The 19,589-nt window shown below is 45.2% G+C and carries 13 protein-coding genes; 8 read left to right on the plus strand and 5 right to left on the minus strand.

The annotated features are described in order from the left end of the window. Positions 1 to 93 precede the first annotated feature (93 nt). The 5 genes from BW716_RS25010 to BW716_RS25030 all read right to left on the minus strand — a co-directional run bounded on the left by BW716_RS25010 (position 94) and on the right by BW716_RS25030 (position 8,839). Positions 94 to 2,052, minus strand: coding sequence for a TlpA disulfide reductase family protein (locus BW716_RS25010; protein WP_083727204.1), 1,959 nt, complete (start codon positions 2,050 to 2,052; stop codon positions 94 to 96). Positions 2,053 to 2,059: 7 nt separating this feature from the next. Beyond that, the gene (locus BW716_RS25015) at positions 2,060 to 3,436 is read right to left on the minus strand and encodes a RagB/SusD family nutrient uptake outer membrane protein (protein WP_083727206.1); all 1,377 of its coding nucleotides are present in this window, start codon (positions 3,434 to 3,436) and stop codon (positions 2,060 to 2,062) included. 18 nt (positions 3,437 to 3,454) lie between these two features. Further along, positions 3,455 to 7,090 carry a SusC/RagA family TonB-linked outer membrane protein gene (locus BW716_RS25020; protein WP_083727208.1) on the minus strand — a complete coding sequence of 1,212 codons (3,636 nt, stop codon included), beginning with the start codon at positions 7,088 to 7,090 and terminating at the stop codon, positions 3,455 to 3,457. A gap of 86 nt (positions 7,091 to 7,176) precedes the next feature. Beyond that, on the minus strand, positions 7,177 to 8,172 hold the full coding sequence (locus tag BW716_RS25025; RefSeq protein WP_083727210.1) for a FecR family protein: 996 nt from the start codon (positions 8,170 to 8,172) through the stop codon (positions 7,177 to 7,179). 91 nt (positions 8,173 to 8,263) lie between these two features. Next, the gene (locus tag BW716_RS25030; RefSeq protein ID WP_179091261.1) at positions 8,264 to 8,839 is read right to left on the minus strand and encodes an RNA polymerase sigma factor; all 576 of its coding nucleotides are present in this window, start codon (positions 8,837 to 8,839) and stop codon (positions 8,264 to 8,266) included. 426 nt (positions 8,840 to 9,265) lie between these two features. On the opposite strand from BW716_RS25030, the gene BW716_RS25035 reads away from it, so the two are divergent. The 8 genes from BW716_RS25035 to BW716_RS25070 all read left to right on the plus strand — a co-directional run bounded on the left by BW716_RS25035 (position 9,266) and on the right by BW716_RS25070 (position 19,587). Further along, entirely contained in the window at positions 9,266 to 9,574 is a 309-nt protein-coding gene (locus BW716_RS25035; protein ID WP_083727214.1) for a hypothetical protein, read from the plus strand. A gap of 63 nt (positions 9,575 to 9,637) precedes the next feature. After that, positions 9,638 to 9,943: a protease inhibitor I42 family protein gene (locus BW716_RS25040; RefSeq protein WP_083727216.1), complete on the plus strand. Its 306-nt coding sequence runs from the start codon at positions 9,638 to 9,640 to the stop codon at positions 9,941 to 9,943. A gap of 135 nt (positions 9,944 to 10,078) precedes the next feature. Further along, positions 10,079 to 12,526 carry a PKD domain-containing protein gene (locus tag BW716_RS25045; RefSeq protein WP_083727218.1) on the plus strand — a complete coding sequence of 816 codons (2,448 nt, stop codon included), beginning with the start codon at positions 10,079 to 10,081 and terminating at the stop codon, positions 12,524 to 12,526. A 31-nt stretch (positions 12,527 to 12,557) separates the two neighbouring features. After that, positions 12,558 to 14,507, plus strand: coding sequence for a gliding motility-associated C-terminal domain-containing protein (locus tag BW716_RS25050; RefSeq protein WP_083727220.1), 1,950 nt, complete (start codon positions 12,558 to 12,560; stop codon positions 14,505 to 14,507). A 201-nt stretch (positions 14,508 to 14,708) separates the two neighbouring features. After that, positions 14,709 to 15,752 (plus strand): NAD(P)-dependent alcohol dehydrogenase, encoded by a 1,044-nt coding sequence (locus tag BW716_RS25055; RefSeq protein ID WP_083727222.1) that lies wholly within the window; start codon positions 14,709 to 14,711, stop codon positions 15,750 to 15,752. A 386-nt stretch (positions 15,753 to 16,138) separates the two neighbouring features. Next, positions 16,139 to 16,822, plus strand: a complete 684-nt coding sequence (locus BW716_RS25060; RefSeq protein WP_083727224.1) for a response regulator transcription factor — start codon at positions 16,139 to 16,141, stop codon at positions 16,820 to 16,822. Between the two features lie 8 nt (positions 16,823 to 16,830). Continuing rightward, positions 16,831 to 18,171, plus strand: coding sequence for a HAMP domain-containing sensor histidine kinase (locus BW716_RS25065; protein ID WP_083727226.1), 1,341 nt, complete (start codon positions 16,831 to 16,833; stop codon positions 18,169 to 18,171). A gap of 27 nt (positions 18,172 to 18,198) precedes the next feature. Continuing rightward, positions 18,199 to 19,587 (plus strand): TolC family protein, encoded by a 1,389-nt coding sequence (locus tag BW716_RS25070; RefSeq protein WP_083727228.1) that lies wholly within the window; start codon positions 18,199 to 18,201, stop codon positions 19,585 to 19,587. The last annotated feature ends 2 nt before the right edge of the window (positions 19,588 to 19,589 follow it).

A 19,589-nucleotide genomic window follows, 5' to 3' on the forward strand; every position in this document is an offset into this window, starting at 1 on the left:
GTCATTTATCTTTAAACAGAAGCAGCGCTCCCCCGGTTAAGAAGAAGCGCCTGCAACCGTGGTTCATCACTCTTTGTTATCAATTATCAATTATCATTTTGCCAGGGAAACCATGGTTTCAATTTCATCTGCCAGACCACTTGGACTACCCATATACCCAGTCTGAGCAAATCGTACCTGTCCTTTTCCATCTATCACCACCTTAAAAGGAATACCGGATGTCTGGATCAGTTTTGCATACTTGCTGTAAAATTCATCTCCATTATCAAACAACACTTTAAATGGATATTTCTTCTCTTTTATAAATTGCGCTACCTTCTTTTTATACTCCGGATCGCGCTCCTGCGTATCAATATAAAAGAAAACCACATTACTGTCATTCTTAAAATGCTCCTGTGCCAGCTGCATACCAGGCATTGCCGCCTTGCAGGGTGCACACCAGGTAGCCCAGAAATCCATCACTACTATCTTGCCTTTCTGAGCCTCTAATGAAACCGTTTTCCCTTCCAGGTCTTTCATCTCAAATGGTACTGCTGCTCTATCCATTTTACCTTCCAGTACATGCGCACGCAGTAACTCCATTGTATGTGCGTCTTTCATGGAATTCAGGTAATCATCAAATCCTTCTGTATCCTTATGCGTTTGCAGGTATTCCTTTTTCATCATGTCCAGCATCTGTGCAGAAGCCTGGTTCATGCGCAAGCTGTTGTGCAGTACTTTCGTCAGTTCTTTTTTTCTGCCGGCTTTTTCCAGCAAAGCTGCTTCCAGCTGATTCAGGGTAGCATTGCTATATTGCAGATCTTCCTGAAGTTTTAATGCCAGTGGCAAAGCTTCCTTTTCTCTGCCCGTCTCTTTCAGGATGGCTGTATGGGTGATATAGTCATGCTTGAAAAGACCGTCTATATAAGCTTCAAATTCTAATGGCGTATAGTAATAATATTCGGCTGGTTTATGTGCTTTCAGGTAAGCCAGTTTATTCATAATGCGCTGTGAAAATGGATACGCCTGTTTTGCCGGCATGGTCTTCCAATCAGCATAAGGGATTTCTACCATCTTGTAATAGGCAAATGCCAGTTGATTCAGGTTAGTGGCATCAATATATTTTGCCAGTACAGCCGTATCACCTTTTGCAATTGAAATAGCAAAGATGTTTCTCCACACGCCCCTGTCATAATCGATCCCTGCCAGGTCATCCAGTTCTTTATCAGGTGTATAATTTTTCAGGAACTGCTCAGACAGTGCCAGTTTTTTATCTGCATCCCGCTCATTCACCATGGCTTTGTAATCACTCAGTTTCTTTATTATCCCATTTGGATATTGTACACTGATAGCCGCACGGATAGAATCGCTTCTTTCTTTCCTGAGAAGATAGCGCTCGTTAATCAGGGCCAGTGTAAATAAATCCTTCTGAGAAAGATTGGGGGCATGCAGCATATAAGCCGCTGCATTATTGATGGAAGAAGAAGTTTCCGGATTCATACCGGCCTGCCGCTCCATAGCTGCCCTTGCTTTTGCATAAGGCCAGATCAATGTTCTGCCCGCTTTCCAGTAACCGATCTCCTGCCCCATCCAAAAGAACATGGCAGAATCGCCGATACTAAAATCTTTGTAATAACCTGGTATTCCCATCTGGTAATCACGTGCACGAAGTGAACCATAACCGGCATACGCACCTTTCGCCTGCCTGCCCGGCTCTGACCCCATTATGATGTAACCGGTGTCATTATTATTATCAGTTGCATCACCCGCTCTGAACTTAAATGCCCACAGCCCTTTATCGCGGGTCAGGGGTACTGTAGCTGTATATCCGCTGTCTGTTTTTGTCAATGGTAAGTCCAGTGCTATCCAGTGATAGGTAGTATCATAAATATATACAGCACCGAGTACAGACTTGCCTGTTTTCAACATGTCAGCATCAGGATGATACAACAGGTGAACGGTATCTCCAATGTAAGGTCGTTCTGGTGTCATCTTCAACCTCTTCTGCGCCTGTGTGCTGGTAATAGCACACAGGGCAAGCAGAACAAGGCCACTAAATTTCATTCCTTTCATTATATAATCACGGATTTTGTTCTATCTCAGGATTCAGACTGATATTGTACGTAGCAATCGGGAATACATACCTGTTGCTGGATGGGTCCAGTGTATAAGTCTGCCCCTGCCAGGTACGTGTATATGTCTTTGTAAACAAAGGATCATCTTTCAAACGGCGCTGATCCATCCAAGGCAGCAGGCGACACATGAACTCACGTCTGCGCTCTTCTATCACTTTCACAATCGCATCGTTTTTATCAGTGGCAGTCATTGCTACGTAGTCAGCGGCCTGAAAACGTTTTTGTCTCAACACATTTACCTCTTCCATGGCACCAGTTGCATCACCAGCACGTGCCAGGCTTTCTGCCTTTATCAGGATCATCTCTGGAACAGATGTACCAATATTCCTGTTTTCATAGTTGATTTGCTCACGACTAAAATACCGGCCGGTATAGTCACTACCAAAATAGCTGGCAGCATCATTTGTGAACAACTGGTATCGCATATCACTAGTACCCAGCAGGTTCAGGATATCATCACTCAGACGCAGGATGTAAGGAGAATAGGTAAAGCCGGAGGCGGCTATTTTCCCAAAGATGATTTCCGGATCACTCTTCCTGTAAGGTATGGTATTAATAGTACCCAGGTCGTTCAATGTATTTTGCAATTCCAGTGTACTATCTGCATACAGGCCAGCATTTACATAATCACTTTTCAACAGGTAAAAACGTGCCAGCAGCGAGTAAGCGGCCGCCTTATCAGGCAAGGTGTTATAACTGCTTGCTGTAGGCAGGGATTGTAGGGCAATTTTCAGGTCTGCCTCAATCTTGTTGTACACAGTAGCGACCGTAGCACGATTCAGTTTCTGGTTCAGATCCGGTGTCAGCACAAGCGGCACACCAAGATCTGATGATGAAGTGGTACCGTACGGTTTAGCGTATTCATTCACCAGGTTAAGATAAGCATCTGCACGATGTGTCAGCGCCTCTGCTATCAGCTCCGCTTTTGCAGAATCAGTTCCCCCCGTACTAGTAGGAACTTCGTTGACAATTATATTACAATTATAAATACGCCCGTAATAAGTATCCCAGTCTGGATCATGGCTGGTGGTCACTTCAAAGATCGGTGCCTTCCAGGTATAAACATTCCTGATAAATAAATAGTCACTGTATCCTTCTATTGTCTCCTGCTGTGCACTATCCACAATGGCCACGTCCGCTGCTGCCAGGTCCGTCATCATACCCCCCGGTTCAAAAGTGGAGGTACCGTTCAAAAGGTAACGATAATTATCAATGGCACTCGGTATCAGGCTACCCTGTGTTTTTACATCCGTATATTTACTACAGCTGCTGGTCAGCGCAAGACCACTTAACAACAGCATTGAGAGATATTTATTGTTCATTGTAATTTTAAATTTTGGTTAGAAGCCTACATTCAACATCAGGTTGTATTGCGGTGTAGCTGGCAGGTGCAGCACCGTACTCGCCAATGCCGGTACATAATCAGGATCAAGGCCCAGCTTGTTCTTCTTCCAGATCAATCCCAGGTTACGCACTGCACCACTGATTTTGATATTTTTTGCAAACACTTTTCCGGCCATCTCCGAAGGCAACTGGTAAGACAGGGAGATCTCCCGCAGACGAATATAATCACCAGGCTGAATATTTACATCAGAATAAGCATATCGGAATACGGAAACAGCTGCATAAGAACCCGCTATACCCGGAACGATCGTATTGGCTTCATCCCCTGCTTTCTGCCATCTTTTGGCAATATCTGCAGAGGTATTGTAGTACAGCTTCCTGGAAGTAGGATATTGGGTGGCAACCGGCGCACGGAATACCGAACCAAAACTATAAGTAGCCAGTACAAACATCGACCAGTTCTTATACCGGAAAGTATTCTGAAGGGAACCATATACAGGCGCTGATCTGCGACCCATATATTTAACAGCACCCATATCTGTCACCGTCGAATTGGCACGTACTTTATTCCCATTCTGGTCATAGATCCTGGTCCAGCCTAAACTGTCAAGGCCTGCATTCCTATAGGCAAATACCGCATCAGATGCATATCCTACTATCACACCGGAAAAACTGGAATAAAACGAGCTTGTAGGTTTCAGCAAGTTGCTCGTTACTTTGTTTATATTATAAGAGAAGTTGATTCCCATATTCCAGCCCAAATTCTTTGTATCTACAATCGCACCGCTTACGCCCAGATCAATTCCCCTGTTGCTCATGGTTACCCCATTTCTATATACTGAATTGCTAGCGCCCAGCAAAGCAGGGTTTACCTCCAGGTAATAAATAATGTCTGATCCTTTCTTATTATACAAATCTATTGTACCACTCAGGCGGCCATTCAACAAACCATAATCGATACCAAAGTTCGTAACATACGTATTCTCCCATTTCAGTGCCGGATTAGCCGGAGAAGTAACAGTAGCATATGGCAAACCTGTCTGATCATCAGACCCCAGTAAAGCAATATTTGTAAATGGACGGAGATCCTGGTTGATATTGCCATTCACACCAAATGTACCACGCACACGCAGAGAATTGACCCAGGTCACATCCTGCATAAATCCTTCTTTTCCTACATTCCAGCTCAGGCCAGAAGACCAGAAAGGCCGCGCACGATATTTTTTATCCAGCCCAAAATTGTTATAATCATCATAGCGTACGCTACCAGACAATGTATATTTACCCTTGTAGGTATATGCAGCATTGCCATAGTAAGATAAATAACGCTTCAGGTAATCTGTCTGGGTAGGATAGCCACCCAGGTAACCACCTGAATAGTCCATGGTTTCATAATAGGTACCGTATGCTGTAGTAACACCTATACCAGTCTGCGGGTTGTATCCATAAATCGTATAGCTATTGGCCGAATTTAGTGTCTGTCTGGCCTCCATACCTGCCAGCGCACTAATCTGGTGATCTTCTTTAATAGACCTGTTATACGTAAACTGACCACGCACACTATAGTTATTCATATTATTGTTGGTCGCCTGTAGTATACCTCCATCAGGGAAATTATTTGTAAGCGTCGTACCATCCATCACCGTTCCTTTGTTGTAAAGGTTCCTGACATAAAAGCTATTCACGTTCTGCATATTTCGGATCGTGAAGAAATCACGTTCCTGCATATAAGCAGCATTGAAGCCTACACCTTTATATATCGGAATGTCCAGCGTGATGGTACCTGAATAATTGTTATCATGGGTATACTTACTATTCATCTTCAGCTCATCAAGGTAGTTGTAAGACCAATTCCTGTAGCCCAGGTTTTCCAATGAATCTGCGTAGTGCTCTCCAATGGAATAATAGAAGTTGTCGTGGATATCATCGTAGGGCATAAAAGTATTCGATCCATTCGCCAGTGGGGTCAGACCAATACCATTATTTGCATAGTTAAAAAACGCACCCTTCAGACTTACGCCAAGTGTGATTTTTTTCAGGATCTTAAATTCCTGATTAGCAACCAGGTTGATACGTTCTCCATAGTTACCAACAGTGCTGGTATTTTCTTTGGAATAGGCCCCTGACAGGTAATAGGTATGTACATCTGTACCACCGCTTACTGACAGGTTATAGTTTTGTGCATTGGCAGACTGCATGAGGTAATCACTCAGCTGGCTATAGTTATTTCTTTTGCTCAGCTCAGCGACCTTTGTATCATATTCACTCTGTGTAATACGACCGGACTTCAGCTGAAACGCCAGGTCCACACCTTTGTCTACATAATATTTAATACCGGAAGTATAGGGATTGTAAGACGCCGCAGTCACGATACCTTTATCGACCAGCTCCTTGTCGAATGCCAGCGCCTGTGCACTGTTCATCAGTTTAAGGTAACCAATATCAGGGCGTGCCTGCGTGCTGTATGCTACACCGAAGTTCACAACCGGTGTACGTAAACGGCCTTTCTTTGTTTGAATCACGATTACACCGTTGGCAGCACGTGCACCCCAGATAGAAGCGGCAGCAGCATCGCGCAGAAAAGTGATCTGTTCAATATCGTTAGGATTCAGGGTCTTTAGATCGAACTCAGTTGGGAAACCGTCTACGACTACCAGTGGAGAGGTTTCACTCTGCAGGGTAGTTGTACCACGGATATTAAAATTGTAGTTATTTGCGCCGATGGTACGGGTATTACTTGCAGGAGCAGGGGTGACGTTGTCGTACACAAAGGAGTTATCCCCCGCGGTAAGCTGCATCTGTAAACCAGGTACCATACCTTCCAGGCGGTTAATCACATTTGCTGAAGGAATTTTTTCCAGCTCCTTCGCCGTGACTACGCCGAAGGAACCAGTTGCACGCTCTTTAGGCAGGTTTACATAACCGGTAGATACTACTTCAACCGGCTTCAGGTAACCCGTTTTATCTTTCAATGCCACTCTGTAATACACTGCATTGTTCACAGGCAGCACCTGGCTCTCATATGCGATGCAGGATACCTGGATCTTAGTAGCGTTCACTGGCACCTTTATGGCAAAATCCCCACCACGGCCTGTTACGGTCATGTACTTTGTACCAGGCACCATGATAGTTGCAGAAGAAACAGGGGCCATAGATTCATCGGTCACTACACCTACCAGCACTCTCAAATCTGCACCACTGGTATCAACAGATCTGTTAATCTGCACCTGTATCATCTGTACAGCAGGCTTCTGGGAAGCTGCCTGATCAGAGACAGCTTCTTCAGGAGCCACATGGTTGGTTTTATCCTTTTCTTTAGTTTTATCAGAAGTGCCGTAAATAGCATACTGTGAGCCGCCCAGTTTCCTGAACTTCAGATTGTATGGCTTCAATACAACAGATAGGTAATCTTCTACCTTCTTAAAACTGTCATCGGCAGGGTTATCCACCCGCTTATTACTGATCAGTTCATCTTCATAGATAAAGGAAACATGAAATTGCCTTGAAGCTTTGTTCAACGCTTCTTTCAATGTGAGTGTTGGTTGATTTTGGCTGGCTACGGCAGCAAACATCTGCAGGCTGATGGCAAGCATCAGACAACAGAAGGCCGCAACCTTTTTCAGATTGATCATGCCTGTAAGCAATTTTGATTTACAAAAAATAAAATGGTAGCGTACCTGTTTCGAAACTTCAGTTCGGCTGTCCCTTGTCCTTAAAATTAGTTGGGTGTTACTATGATGGTTGATCCCTGCTGTGTCACTTTTGCATCTAATATTACAGCAAGCGCGTTCATAAGAACTTCTTTGTCGGTCATTTCGATTTCTCCGCTGATGGTCTTTTTTAAGAGCGAAGAATCAGTTGCCTGAATCTGGTATCCCCAGTCGTCTTCCAGTACACCAAAAAAGTCGGCTACAGGGGTCTGGTCCAGTTGCAGTTTGTGCTGCTGCCAGCCCGTTACTTTGGACACGGGTACTTTCTTTTGTACTAAATCCTTTTGTTCATTGTCATAGCGGGCCATATCACCCGGTTGGGACAGGATCAGCTTTTTCTCCGCAGAAGCAGCTACCATTATTTTGCCTGTATTTAATACAACAGCGGTAACCCCTCTACGGTTGCGAATGTTGAAAGATGTTCCCAGTACATGTACGTCCACGCCATTGCTGTGTACGTCAAACTGCTGGTGTACACTCTTTCTGACATTGAAAAAAGCTTCTCCTTCAATCCACACTTCCCGGTTGGTCCATTCTTTTTTGTACGTGATAGCAGAGTGCCCATTCAATGTCACTTCAGTACTATCTGGCAGGTATATGGTTTTAATTTCTCCAAAGTTGGAGGCTATGTTCACCTCTTTGTTTCCCGGGCGGAAGATCAGCCAGGAAGCGGCGGCAATAACGCCTACGGCGACAGCGGCACGGGCAATGTATACCAGCGGACTTTTGCGCACATAGATCTTATTATTACCTATATTATTATAGATCTCATCCCACATTTCACGTTGTTGCAGCGGCGTTGGGCGCTCATGCACAACGTACAGGCTACGGGCGATAGACACGGCGGCATCCACATCGGCAGCTTTGTCCGGGTAGGCAGTCACGAATGATTGCCAGAATGCGGTATTAGCTGCGTCAGGGAACTTAACCCACTCCAGGAAGTAAGGTGATGTAGCCAGTTGGTGGCTGGTATAATTACGATAACTATATATGGAATGGTGCATCCGTTCGTTCTGTTTTAAGGCCCTTTGAATATATAAAGACAAAAAAGGGTCAATTGTGCCCCACGTTCTTTAACTTTTTTTTAAATTTTTTTTATCCTTTCAGGATAGTCAGCAGCAGTGCGGTGCCTGCGGCCCCACCCATCAGCTCTTTCAGCGCAGCCAGTGCACGGGCGGTAAGCTTGTAGGTACCTCTTACCTGCATGTTCATCAGATCCGCGATTTCCTCGAAGGAGAGGTTTTCAAAAAAGCGGAGGTAGATGATTTCCCTTTGCTTGCTGGTGAGTTGGAGGAGGGCTTCCTGTACTTTCTTTTGCAGGATGGCCTGTTCTTCTCCGGCGATCAGGTGAGTGTCTACGCCGATTTCGAAATGAAATTCCGGCTGTTCATCCGTATAAGTTGTATTCGCTCTGGATTTAAGTAAGCGGAAGAGGTGGTTTCTGAATGATTTAAGAAGGTAGAAGCTATAACCGCTTTTTACCTGCAAAGACTGCCTGTATTTCCACAGGGAGATGAAAGTCTCCTGCACAGCGTCTTCTACCAGGTGCATATCACTGGTAAATTTCCTGCCATAACTGTACAACTCATCGTTATATTGAAGGTATAACGCTTCAAGACTGTTTACATGACTTTCACGAATGCCATCCCATAATGATTGTTCTCCTGACAAACTGAGCAGATTTTTATGATTGTATTTTTTTTATCTGATTATAAAAAAAATATAAAAGATTTTTCCCCTTGCTGCCGCAGGCCAAATTCGATTCAAACCAGCCCATTCAAAATTAACATATTATACGTACAAATACCTTTTTTTCCCCTTGCAATCAATTGCGTTCACAATTTATTTTGTTGATTACCAACATATTTATACCTTTAAATTGCATGCATGCAATACCAATTTTGTCACTGTGAATGGCACTAATTATACATCACCCCAAACACTGATCCACTAGCTAAGGCATTATTCACTTCCATATCTTTTCGTTTCCTGACAGCGGTTCCGATCAATGCCGCGATACCTTGCTGTCCCAATTGAATTCACCCTGAATATTAAGACGCATATTTTTCGTTCACTCCCAAAAAATCACCACAGGAAATGTCTAACATTAAGATTTCAGATCTGGTAGCTGATTTACAAAAATCCAGCACCCAGTGGCAGGCAAGAGAAACCACCGTCTCTCAACTGCCTGCCGTATCATGGGGTCCAAACCGCATAGACGTATTCTACCCTGGCCAAACCTACAATATGATGCACAAATGGTGGGATGGTCACAACTGGAGTGGCGACGAGAACCTTGGTGGTGTGCTCTCCTCCGATGTGGGCGTTTCCTCCTGGGCCGCTGGCAGATTGGACTGCTTTGTGGAAGGCACCGACTCTCAGATGTACCACAAATGGTATGTATAAAATACCTCCCCATAAATCGCTTCTGCCTCAGGGCGGAAGCGATTTTTTCCTAAATTATATCCGATGAACGCTGAAATCAAAGAACTCACCCTTGGTACTTCCCTCCCTGTTGTGCTTCCAGGCCTCGGCACTGCCGGCTTTCAATGGTTTGTTACAGTCTCCAATCCTGACTGTGTAGAAGTCGTGCGCTACAACTATACCGTCGATACCATGCGCATGGAAGCTGGTAATAGTCTAGACGTTGTATTCATGATCCACTCCAAAGCACCCGGTCAGACCACCATCTTATTCGAACAAAAAAGAATATGGGAAAAAATGAACCCACCCCTCAATACCAAACAACTCGATATAACCGTAGTTAATCATTAGAATAAAAAATATATTTAAGCCTCCCCACCCTTTTTCCTTCTCGCACAGTATTTATTTAGACGCACTATATCTATTTCCTGCTACGGCCTATGCCGTCGCATATTTTCATTTATAGCTAACCTATAATGACCATTCATGAAGCACTTCTTTACCCTGATACTGTTGACCGCGTTAACCGGTTGGCAGTCCCTATTTGCCCAGACCTTTGTCCCCATTCCTGTCTCCGGCTTTAATGCAGACATTGTAGCAGAAGCCGGGAACAGCGCACTGGCTGCAACGTCTACAGTCATTGATGGTAGCAATCACGTGATTCATACTACAGCTTTCGCTACAGCTAACGGCGTATCCGGAGGGATTACACCTACCGGGAATTTTGTAAATGGTACCAAAACATGGCAGATGGCCGCCTTCAACGCAAACAATGCTTTGTATATGGCGGTACCCTCGAATGCTGTACCTAATACTGTTGGAACAGGAACACTAACACTCACTACACCAGCCATCTACAGTAAATTAAGTCTGCTCGCATTTGCTACAGAAGGTACCGCTACGGTATCCGTATTGCTCACCTTTACGGATGGTACTACTTCCAATGCAGGCACCATCACTATCAAAGACTGGTTCAATGGTACACCCGCTGTAGTGACCGGCTATGGGCGCATCACACGTACCAATGCCCCTATGACCGTGGATGGATTGACTACTAATCCACGCTTTTATGGTTTTGATTTCAACATCCCCTGTGCGGTATTGGGTAAGTCACTGGCATCCGTTACGTTTACGCAGTCAGCCGCCACTGGTGGTACTTCGAGAGCACTCATCCTCGCATTGGCAGGTGTGCAATACACACCTATTGTTTACAGCAGCACGCATACAAATGCCATCTGTGGTGGTGCCAATGGTACACTTACCCTGACGGCAACGAATGGTTCTACCCCTTATACATTCAGGTGGAATACCACGCCTGCACAAACTACAGCGACTGCTACAAATGTACCCGCAGGCGCATACATAGGCACACTGACCGATGCGAATGGTTGTGTATTCACGGTGAATGATACAGTGGCATTAATTTCCTCCGCAACTATTACAGCGAGTGCCAGTGCAGCGGCTATTTGTGCAGGAGATCCTGTTACATTGACTGCCACACCTGTCAGCGGCACGGTCACCGATTATTCCTGGGCGCCTGGAACCCTCACCGGACAAACAGTTACGGACAATCCAACGGATACCACCTCTTATATTGTATCGGCAAAAGATGCTTTTGGCTGTATCATAAAAGATACGGTAGATGTAGTGGTAAAGCCGACGCCTACATCATCGTTTACAGTCACACCTGCTATTATTTGTCTGGGTGGTACAAACACAGTAACATTCGATGGCACGGCGACTACGGCGGCAACCTACAACTGGAATAACTTTGCCGGCGCCACTGTACAAAGCGGTGCAGATAGCGGACCTTACCAGATCTCTTTTCCAGGTGCAGGTGATTTCAATCTGCAATTACAGGTCACAGATGATGGTTGTGTATCTACCGTTACTACACAACCGGTGACCGTATCTGCCCCACCACAATTAAATATCACTGTAAGTAAATCACCCATCTGCGCAGGAGAAACGACGACCATTTCCTTTACTGGTACTACTTCTGCTGATGCTGTACCCACATGGGACTGGGGAGGTGGAACTGTACAAACAGGTACAGGCTTTGGGCCTTATGATGTAAAATATGCGAACACAGGTTTTATCAACCTGACCGTTGTGGATGGTGCGTGTACAGCGACCGCCATACCTGATACTGTCAAGGTGATTCAACTACCCGTGCCTGCATTCACACCTGACATCACACAAGGCTGTGCACCTGCTGCCATTACCTTTAACAACACATCTAGCAATGCAGATAGTTACCAGTGGACATTCGGTGATGGTGCGACCTCTGTGATGGAAGATCCTTCGCATACTTATAATAATACAGGCGTATATACTGTCACACTCACTGCTACCGCACAGGGCCAATGCCCGATCACCATTACAAAGACATCGCTCATCAGCATTGTTCCCATGCCCATTGCATTGTTTAGCTCAGCACCGGGGCAAAACATCACGGTCGAATTCAAGGATGCGGATTTCTTCTTCACAAACAATTCTCAGAATGGCGGCAGTTATGAATGGGACTTTGGAGATGGAACCGGTTCAACTGATTTTTCACCTGAACATAAATATGAAATGACCGGCGACTTTCGTGTTACCCTCTATGTGACCAATGATATCGGCTGTACAGACAGCATCAGCCGCGCTTACTACAAAGTGATCCCTGACCTGGTGCTTGAGATCCCCAATGCTTTCAGTCCGAACGGCGATGGCATCAATGACCGCTGGGAAGTAGATGGGCTCAAAGCCCGCCCGAATGCGACAACCGAAATCTTTAACCGCTATGGCCAGATTGTATTCAAAGGTATTGGTTACTCACAATGGGACGGTACCTGGAAAGGACAGTTGATGCCATTTGGTACGTATTACTATATCATAAAACCAGCCCCCGGGGAAAAGACCTATTCAGGATGGGTGACCCTGCTTCGTTGATGTTAGTCCATAATTATAATAATATATTTCCATGACACGAATCTACTTCGCCTCTCTTCTCTTACTACTCTGCCTATGCAAATCCTATGGGCAAACGTATACCCCCGTACCGATTACCGGGTATGCCATCGATGCCTTTGCAGAAACAGGCACCGATGCATCGGCAGTGACCACTGTCGGACTTGACCTCCAGCTAAAGGTATTGTATACAGCTACCTTCGCAGCCACCAATAGTCTTGCAGCCGGGTTACCGGATAACGGGACGATTGTAAACGGTACGCGTACTTACCAGCTGAAGAACTATGATAGTTTGAATGCAATATTTCTTTCTGCCAATGCGACTGCACCGGGTAGTACCACTACAGGTACCTATACGTTGCTCACACCTGCGGCTTATTCCAAGATCAGTATACTGGCATGGTCTACAGAGCAATCCAGTACGTTCAATGTGACGCTCCACTTTGTGAATGCACCTGATATCAATGTGGGTACATTCACAGTGGCGGACTGGTTTGGTGGTAGTAACCCTATGATCAATGCCATTGGTCGTATACCAAGATTGACGGCGCCTCCTTATACTGTAGAGGGATTAAGCAGCAATGATCCGCGCATGTATGCAGTGGATATTCCTGTTCCATGTGATAATCAATCACAGTTTTTATCGTCTGTTACCTTTGATTATATCGTTGGCAATAGTGTGGATTCACGTGCTGTGATAGCGGCTATCTCTGCGGTGCCATTTGTACCGTTGACAGCGACAGCGAGCATGGTGCCTGCTACCTGTGGGTATTCCAATGGTAGTATTACAGTAGCAGTAAGTGGAGGTACTTCGCCAATAACGCTGGCATGGAATACAAATCCAGCCCAGTTTACCAATACAGCCACAGATCTGGCTGCCGGTGCGTACACAGTAAGTATCATGGATGGGAATGGTTGTGTAACGCAGTTTGATACCACCCTCTCGCAGAACTCACCGATCACGATTGCGGCGAAGGCAAGACCTGCGGCAATTTGTGCGGGGGCATCTACTACGATATATGCAGTACCTACAGGTGGCCAGATTGTAAAGTACACCTGGGAACCCGGGGCCATTGGTGATTCCAGCACGATCATCACACCTGTCGCATCTACACAATATACAGTGACGGCAGAAGATGCTTTTGGTTGTATTGTAAAAGACAGTGTTGAAATCAAGGTGAATGCACAACCAGATGCGCCTGTTGCTACAGCGCCTTCAGTATGTCCGGATAGCACAGCAACATTACTGGTCACTAATCCTGTAGATAGTCTCACATATAACTGGTATCCCATGATCTCTGGTGGGGATAACCTCGGTTCAGGTGAAAGCTTTACAACACCTGCTATTATTGGCAACACATCTTATTTTGTAGAAGCGGTGAATGGTTCCTGTGTGAGTCAGCGTACGCAAGTGACAGTGACCCCATTTGAAAAAGTAGATGCGCCGAAAATAAAAGCAGATAATACATCCGGCAGTACGATCACATTTACCTGGGATCCGGTACCGGATGCTACCGGTTATCTCGTATCTGTAAATGGCGGTGCATATACCGATCCAAGTTCAGGGTCTACAGGCACTACACATACCATCACTGCACAGATGATAGATAGTGTGACACTCACAGTAGTAGCACTGGGTGCACTGAATTGTGAGAACAATGCGAATAGTCTGACAGTAAAGCTGAAAGCAGACCCGATTTATGTGCCAAATGCCTTTACGCCAAATGGAGATGGATTGAATGATATATTCAAAGCAGAAGGCAATACGATTGCCGCATTGGATATGATGGTGTTCAATCAGTGGGGAGAATTGATTTTCCATACTACAACGTCAGGCACTGGCTGGGATGGGACTTATAATGGGAAGAAACAACCGACGGGGGTGTATATGTATACCATCCGGGTGATACAAAACGATAAAACGATCATCACGAAGAAAGGTGCAATCAATCTGTTGAGATAAATAAAAATTAATTTTGTAGGCCATGACCCACAAAATTAATTTTCCTGCGGAGAAGGATCACTTCTGCCTTCGGCGGAAGGGATCCTTCTCCGCTATCTTTTTTAATAGTCCTCCCCCCCCTTTTTAATCCCCCCATCCCCCGTAACTTCGCGCTCGTAGAGAAGCAACTTCTATTTCCTCACGTTTATTAATTACAAAGAAATGATTCCAGCTAAAGGATATGCTGCGTTTGACGCCCAGGCGCAGCTAGGACCTTTCAATTTTGAAAGAAGAGAACCAGGCCCTCACGACGTACAATTCGACATCTTATATTGTGGTGTATGTCACTCAGATCTACATCAGATCAAAAACGAGTGGGGAAATTCCATCTACCCAATGGTACCCGGCCATGAAATCGTAGGCCGTATCACTGCGGTAGGTGCACATGTAAAGAAATTCAAAACCGGTGATCTCGTAGGCGTAGGTTGCCTGGTAGACTCCTGCCGTGAGTGTGAAAACTGCGCAGATGGCCAGGAGCAGTACTGCCTGAATGGTTCTTCCGGCACTTACAACAGCTATGAGCAGGATAAGAAAACCATTACCTACGGTGGTTATTCCAACAAGATCGTGGTAAGCGAAGACTTCGTATTACTGGTATCGGACAAACTGCACCTGCCTGCAGTCGCTCCATTATTATGTGCAGGCATCACTACCTGGTCACCACTTCGCCACTGGAAGGTCGGTAAAGGCCATAAAGTAGGTGTATTGGGTCTAGGCGGCCTCGGCCACATGGCGGTGAAATTTGCCGTGTCTTTTGGCGCAGAAGTGACCATGCTGAGCACCTCTCCATCCAAGAAAGCAGATGCTGAGCGCCTGGGCGCCCATCACTTCCTGCTCACCAGCGACCAGGAACAGGTAAATGCAGCCAGAGGCAAATTTGATTTCATTATCGATACCGTTTCTGCAGAACATGATTATGGGATGTACCTGGGTCTGCTCAAGACTAATGGTGTACATATTTGTGTGGGTGCACCTCCAACACCGGCTTCTGTGCATGCTTTTGCTTTGATTGCAGGCCGTAAGTCGATCGCAGGTTCTATGATCGGTGGTATTCAGGAAACACAGGAAATGCTGGACTATTGCGCCGAACACAACATTGTGTCTGATATCGAACTGATTGAGATGCCTTATATACAAAATGCGTACGACAGAATGCTGAAAGGCGATGTACGTTATCGTTTTGTAATTGATATGGCAACACTATAAAAATTAAAATAAGCAGGCTTTTAGCCTGCTTATTTTAATTTCCAAACACCCTACCACTCATCCACCCATTCCGCCACCCATATATTCCTTTTTTACAACCCAACCCCTCCCGAAATTTTAATCGCTTTTTAAGGAAACATTAATTCTGGCCGAATTGTCACGGGATTTTAACAAAGTGACTTAACTATTTTCAAAATCTTTGAATTTTACAATTTTTTGTTTGAATAGCACAATAAAAATCGCCAGGATTCTTACCATCTTTGCGTCATGATTGCAATTTTCAAAAAGTATAAGGCAAAAAGGATCCACGTTTCTCAACTGGGTCCTTTTTGTTTTCTACCCACCTTCAAAATTGCTTCAAATTTTAAAACGAATCTTGCAGCTGTATGAAAGTACTGCTCATTGAAGATAATATAGAGCTGGCTGCCAGCATCACCAATTTCCTTGAAAAAGAAGGATATCTGTGTGAGGTAAGCTACACCAGCAATGACGCGCACAATAAATTAATCTCATTTCAATACGACTGCATCCTGCTCGATATCACTTTGCCGGATGGAAATGGTCTTGACCTCTTACAACTGATCCATGCCGAAAAGCTCGACAGCTGTGTGGTCATCATCTCCGCAAAGAATTCACTGGATGACAAGATCAATGGACTGGAGGGAGGTGCCGACGACTATCTGACTAAGCCGTTCCACCTTCCTGAATTACACGCAAGACTAAGAGCAGTATACCGAAGGAAGAAACTACAAGGCAGTAATATTGTCACTTATAATGAGATCCGGCTGAATACAGATACACTGGAAGCGTTGGTTAATGATACAGCACTCGACGTAACCCCCAAAGAGTTCGACCTGTTGTTGTATTTCCTTGTCAATAAGAACAGAGTACTTTCCAGGCAATCAATAGCAGCACACCTGTGGGGTGATTATACCGACAACCTTTCAAATTTTGATTTTGTGTATCAGCACGTGAAAAACTTACGTAAAAAGATTCATGCAGCAAATGGAGGTGATTACATCAACACAGTGTACGGATTAGGCTATAAGTTCAATACAACCGCATCATAACAAAGGTCATGAAACTCGTCAACAAATTTACTTTATGGTATCTATGTATCACGCTGGCCGCAATGCTGGCAGGTATAGGCATTGCCTACTATAAGGTGAAAGCAGAGATAGATGAGGCGGAAATAAGCCGTCTGAAGGTCTACAATGACCTCATGGCCCAGACTATGCGCAACGGTGTGAGTCCGGATACTTATCTCCGTGGCAGACCCGCCGAAATCAAAATGCTGAATAAAAACGAAGTGCCTGTAAATAAGTATGAAGTATACGAACATACCTTCTACAACACGCTGCTTAAACACAGGGAATGTCGCCTCACGGTTACCTCTTATTATAATATAAATGGCACCTACTATAGCATCTGCTCCTATAATTATATTACGAAGGCAAACGAAATTCTTACAGGACTGGCCAGCTCCTTTATCTGGATCTTCTCCATCCTGTTCCTGCTCACAGCATTGTCTGCCAGGTTCGTATCCCGTATCATTCTGGCACCATTCAACAGAACGCTGAAAAAAATACAGCGCTTTAATGTAAAACAGAAACAAAGACTTTCATTGCCGGTACCCAATGCCAAAGAGCTGAAAGCCCTCAATAGTTTCTTAAATAACATGACAGACAAAGCACTGGATGACTACCGTGCACTGAAAGAGTTTACAGAGAACGCCTCCCATGAATTGCAGACTCCACTGGCTATATTGCGCAGCAAACTGGAACTGCTCACAGAATCATACCTGCATGGCAAAGACGTAGACACCGTCATGTCACTCATCAGTGATATGCAGAATGCCATCGAGAAATTATCAAGGATCAATAGCTCCCTGACACTGCTGGCCAAAATGGAGAATAATGAATATGATGATAAACGCACCATATCCTTCTCCGGCCTTGTAACAGAAACATTAAACAGCTTTTCGGAATTGCTGGATATGAAATCCATTTCATTGTCCTCCAATATATATAAAGGTATCGCACTTCAGCTGCACCCCGCCCTTGCAGACATTCTCCTGGGCAACCTGATGAGCAATGCCATCCGTCATAATATCGCTAATGGAAAGATAACCGTCGACCTCACCAGGGAAAAATTTGTGATCAGTAATACAGGTGTCACTCCTGAAGTCCCTACCAGTGAACTCTTCCACCGCTTCAAAAAAGGCAACAGAAGAAGTGATTCCATCGGTATTGGCCTTGCAATCGTAAAACAGATCTGCGATCTCAACCACTTTACCATCCAGTATGACTATGCCCATGGATGGCACATTATTCAAATTATTTTCGATGAATCAATAAGTACTTTAAAGTCAGCGACCACCGGGGAAGTGCTCACACCACGTCCCAAACTCCTACATTGAAGTACTATGGTCTAATGTTCAATTATCATGCAAAGAAAAAAACTCGTCTGTCTCTTTCTCCTGCTCCTGTACGGACCAGCGAAGATGGCGCACGCACAGGTGTTGACGCTAAAGGATGCAGTGCAGACTGCCCTCGCCAACTACGGGACCATCAAGGCTAAAGCCAACTACTTAAAAGCGTCCCAGTCAACAGCGCAATCCGTGAAGCGGGAATACCTGCCTAACGTGAACGTGGCCGGACAGCAGGATTACGGTACTATCAACGGTATCTATGGTCCCTCCTACGGTTTGAATGGTCTTGCCGTAGCATCTTCAGGTCCTACCCTGGCACAGAACAACTGGAACTCCGCTTTTGGTGGATTGTACCTGGCCAATGTAAACTGGGATTTCTTCTCCTTTGGTCGTATCAAGGAAAAGATCAAAACCGCGCAGGCTACTGTTCAGAGAGACTCTGCTGACCTGACACAGGAAAAATTTCAGCACGAAGTAAGAGTAGCTGCCGCTTATCTGAACCTACTCGCTGCACAACGCCTCACCCGTAGCTGGAAGAACAACCTTGACAGGGCGGATACCTTCCGCGCTGTAGTCGTGACACGTGTGACCAATGGGCTGATTGCCGGCGTAGATTCCTCTCTCGCCAATGCAGAAGTATCCAATGCACGTATCGCCTATACAAATGCAAAAGACAATGAGCAGACACAGGCCAACAACCTGGCAGTGCTCATGGGAGTGCCGGTACAGGAGTTCGTACTCGATACAGTGTTCATCAAGCAGATCCCTTCTTCTGTTGCAGATTCTGCAGACATCGCGAACAACCCTACCCTAAAGTACTATGAGCAACAACTCAGGGTGAACCAGGAACAGGCTAAGTATTTGCAAAGACTATACTACCCAACCTTCTCCTTCTTCGGTACGATGCAAACGAGAGGTTCCGGGTTTGGTACCAACTACGCCGCAGATCAGTCAGATTATACACATGCTTACTGGGATGGTGTGAAGCCCAGCCGTAGCAACTATCTGCTGGGTATCGGCGTAACATGGAACTTAACTTCTATACTCAGGGTCAATAAACAGGTATCTGCCCAGCAATTTACTGCATCAGGTATACAGGATCAATATGATCTCGTAAAGCAACAGCTCACCGCGCAGTTAAAACTGTCAGAAACCAGGATGAAGAATGCACTGAACAATTACATGGAAGCGCCTATCCAGGTAGCATCAGCATCTGATGCTTACAACCAGCGCACTGTATTGTACAAAAACGGGCTGAATACGATCGTGGATGTGACACAGGTGTTATACACACTGAACCGTGCAGAAACAGACCGTGACATCGCGTACACGAACGTATGGCAGGCATTGCTCCTGAAAGCAGCCGCCAGTGGTAATTTTTCTCTTTTCATAAATGAATTCTAATT

This window comes from [Flexibacter] sp. ATCC 35208 (assembly GCF_001975825.1).
Taxonomy (GTDB): Bacteria; Bacteroidota; Bacteroidia; order Chitinophagales; family Chitinophagaceae; genus Chitinophaga.

Excerpts from the sequence above, each read along its gene's own strand:
- BW716_RS25070 (WP_083727228.1), top strand. The coding sequence starts at position 18,199 with ATGCAAAGAAAAAAACTCGTCTGTCTCTTTCTCCTGCTCCTGTACGGA.
- BW716_RS25035 (WP_083727214.1), top strand. The coding sequence starts at position 9,266 with ATGTCTAACATTAAGATTTCAGATCTGGTAGCTGATTTACAAAAATCC.
- BW716_RS25010 (WP_083727204.1), bottom strand. The coding sequence starts at position 2,052 with ATGAAAGGAATGAAATTTAGTGGCCTTGTTCTGCTTGCCCTGTGTGCT.
- BW716_RS25015 (WP_083727206.1), bottom strand. The coding sequence starts at position 3,436 with ATGAACAATAAATATCTCTCAATGCTGTTGTTAAGTGGTCTTGCGCTG.
- BW716_RS25060 (WP_083727224.1), top strand. The coding sequence starts at position 16,139 with ATGAAAGTACTGCTCATTGAAGATAATATAGAGCTGGCTGCCAGCATC.
- BW716_RS25045 (WP_083727218.1), top strand. The coding sequence starts at position 10,079 with ATGAAGCACTTCTTTACCCTGATACTGTTGACCGCGTTAACCGGTTGG.
- BW716_RS25025 (WP_083727210.1), bottom strand. The coding sequence starts at position 8,172 with ATGCACCATTCCATATATAGTTATCGTAATTATACCAGCCACCAACTG.
- BW716_RS25040 (WP_083727216.1), top strand. The coding sequence starts at position 9,638 with ATGAACGCTGAAATCAAAGAACTCACCCTTGGTACTTCCCTCCCTGTT.
- BW716_RS25050 (WP_083727220.1), top strand. The coding sequence starts at position 12,558 with ATGACACGAATCTACTTCGCCTCTCTTCTCTTACTACTCTGCCTATGC.
- BW716_RS25020 (WP_083727208.1), bottom strand. The coding sequence starts at position 7,090 with ATGATCAATCTGAAAAAGGTTGCGGCCTTCTGTTGTCTGATGCTTGCC.
- BW716_RS25055 (WP_083727222.1), top strand. The coding sequence starts at position 14,709 with ATGATTCCAGCTAAAGGATATGCTGCGTTTGACGCCCAGGCGCAGCTA.
- BW716_RS25065 (WP_083727226.1), top strand. The coding sequence starts at position 16,831 with ATGAAACTCGTCAACAAATTTACTTTATGGTATCTATGTATCACGCTG.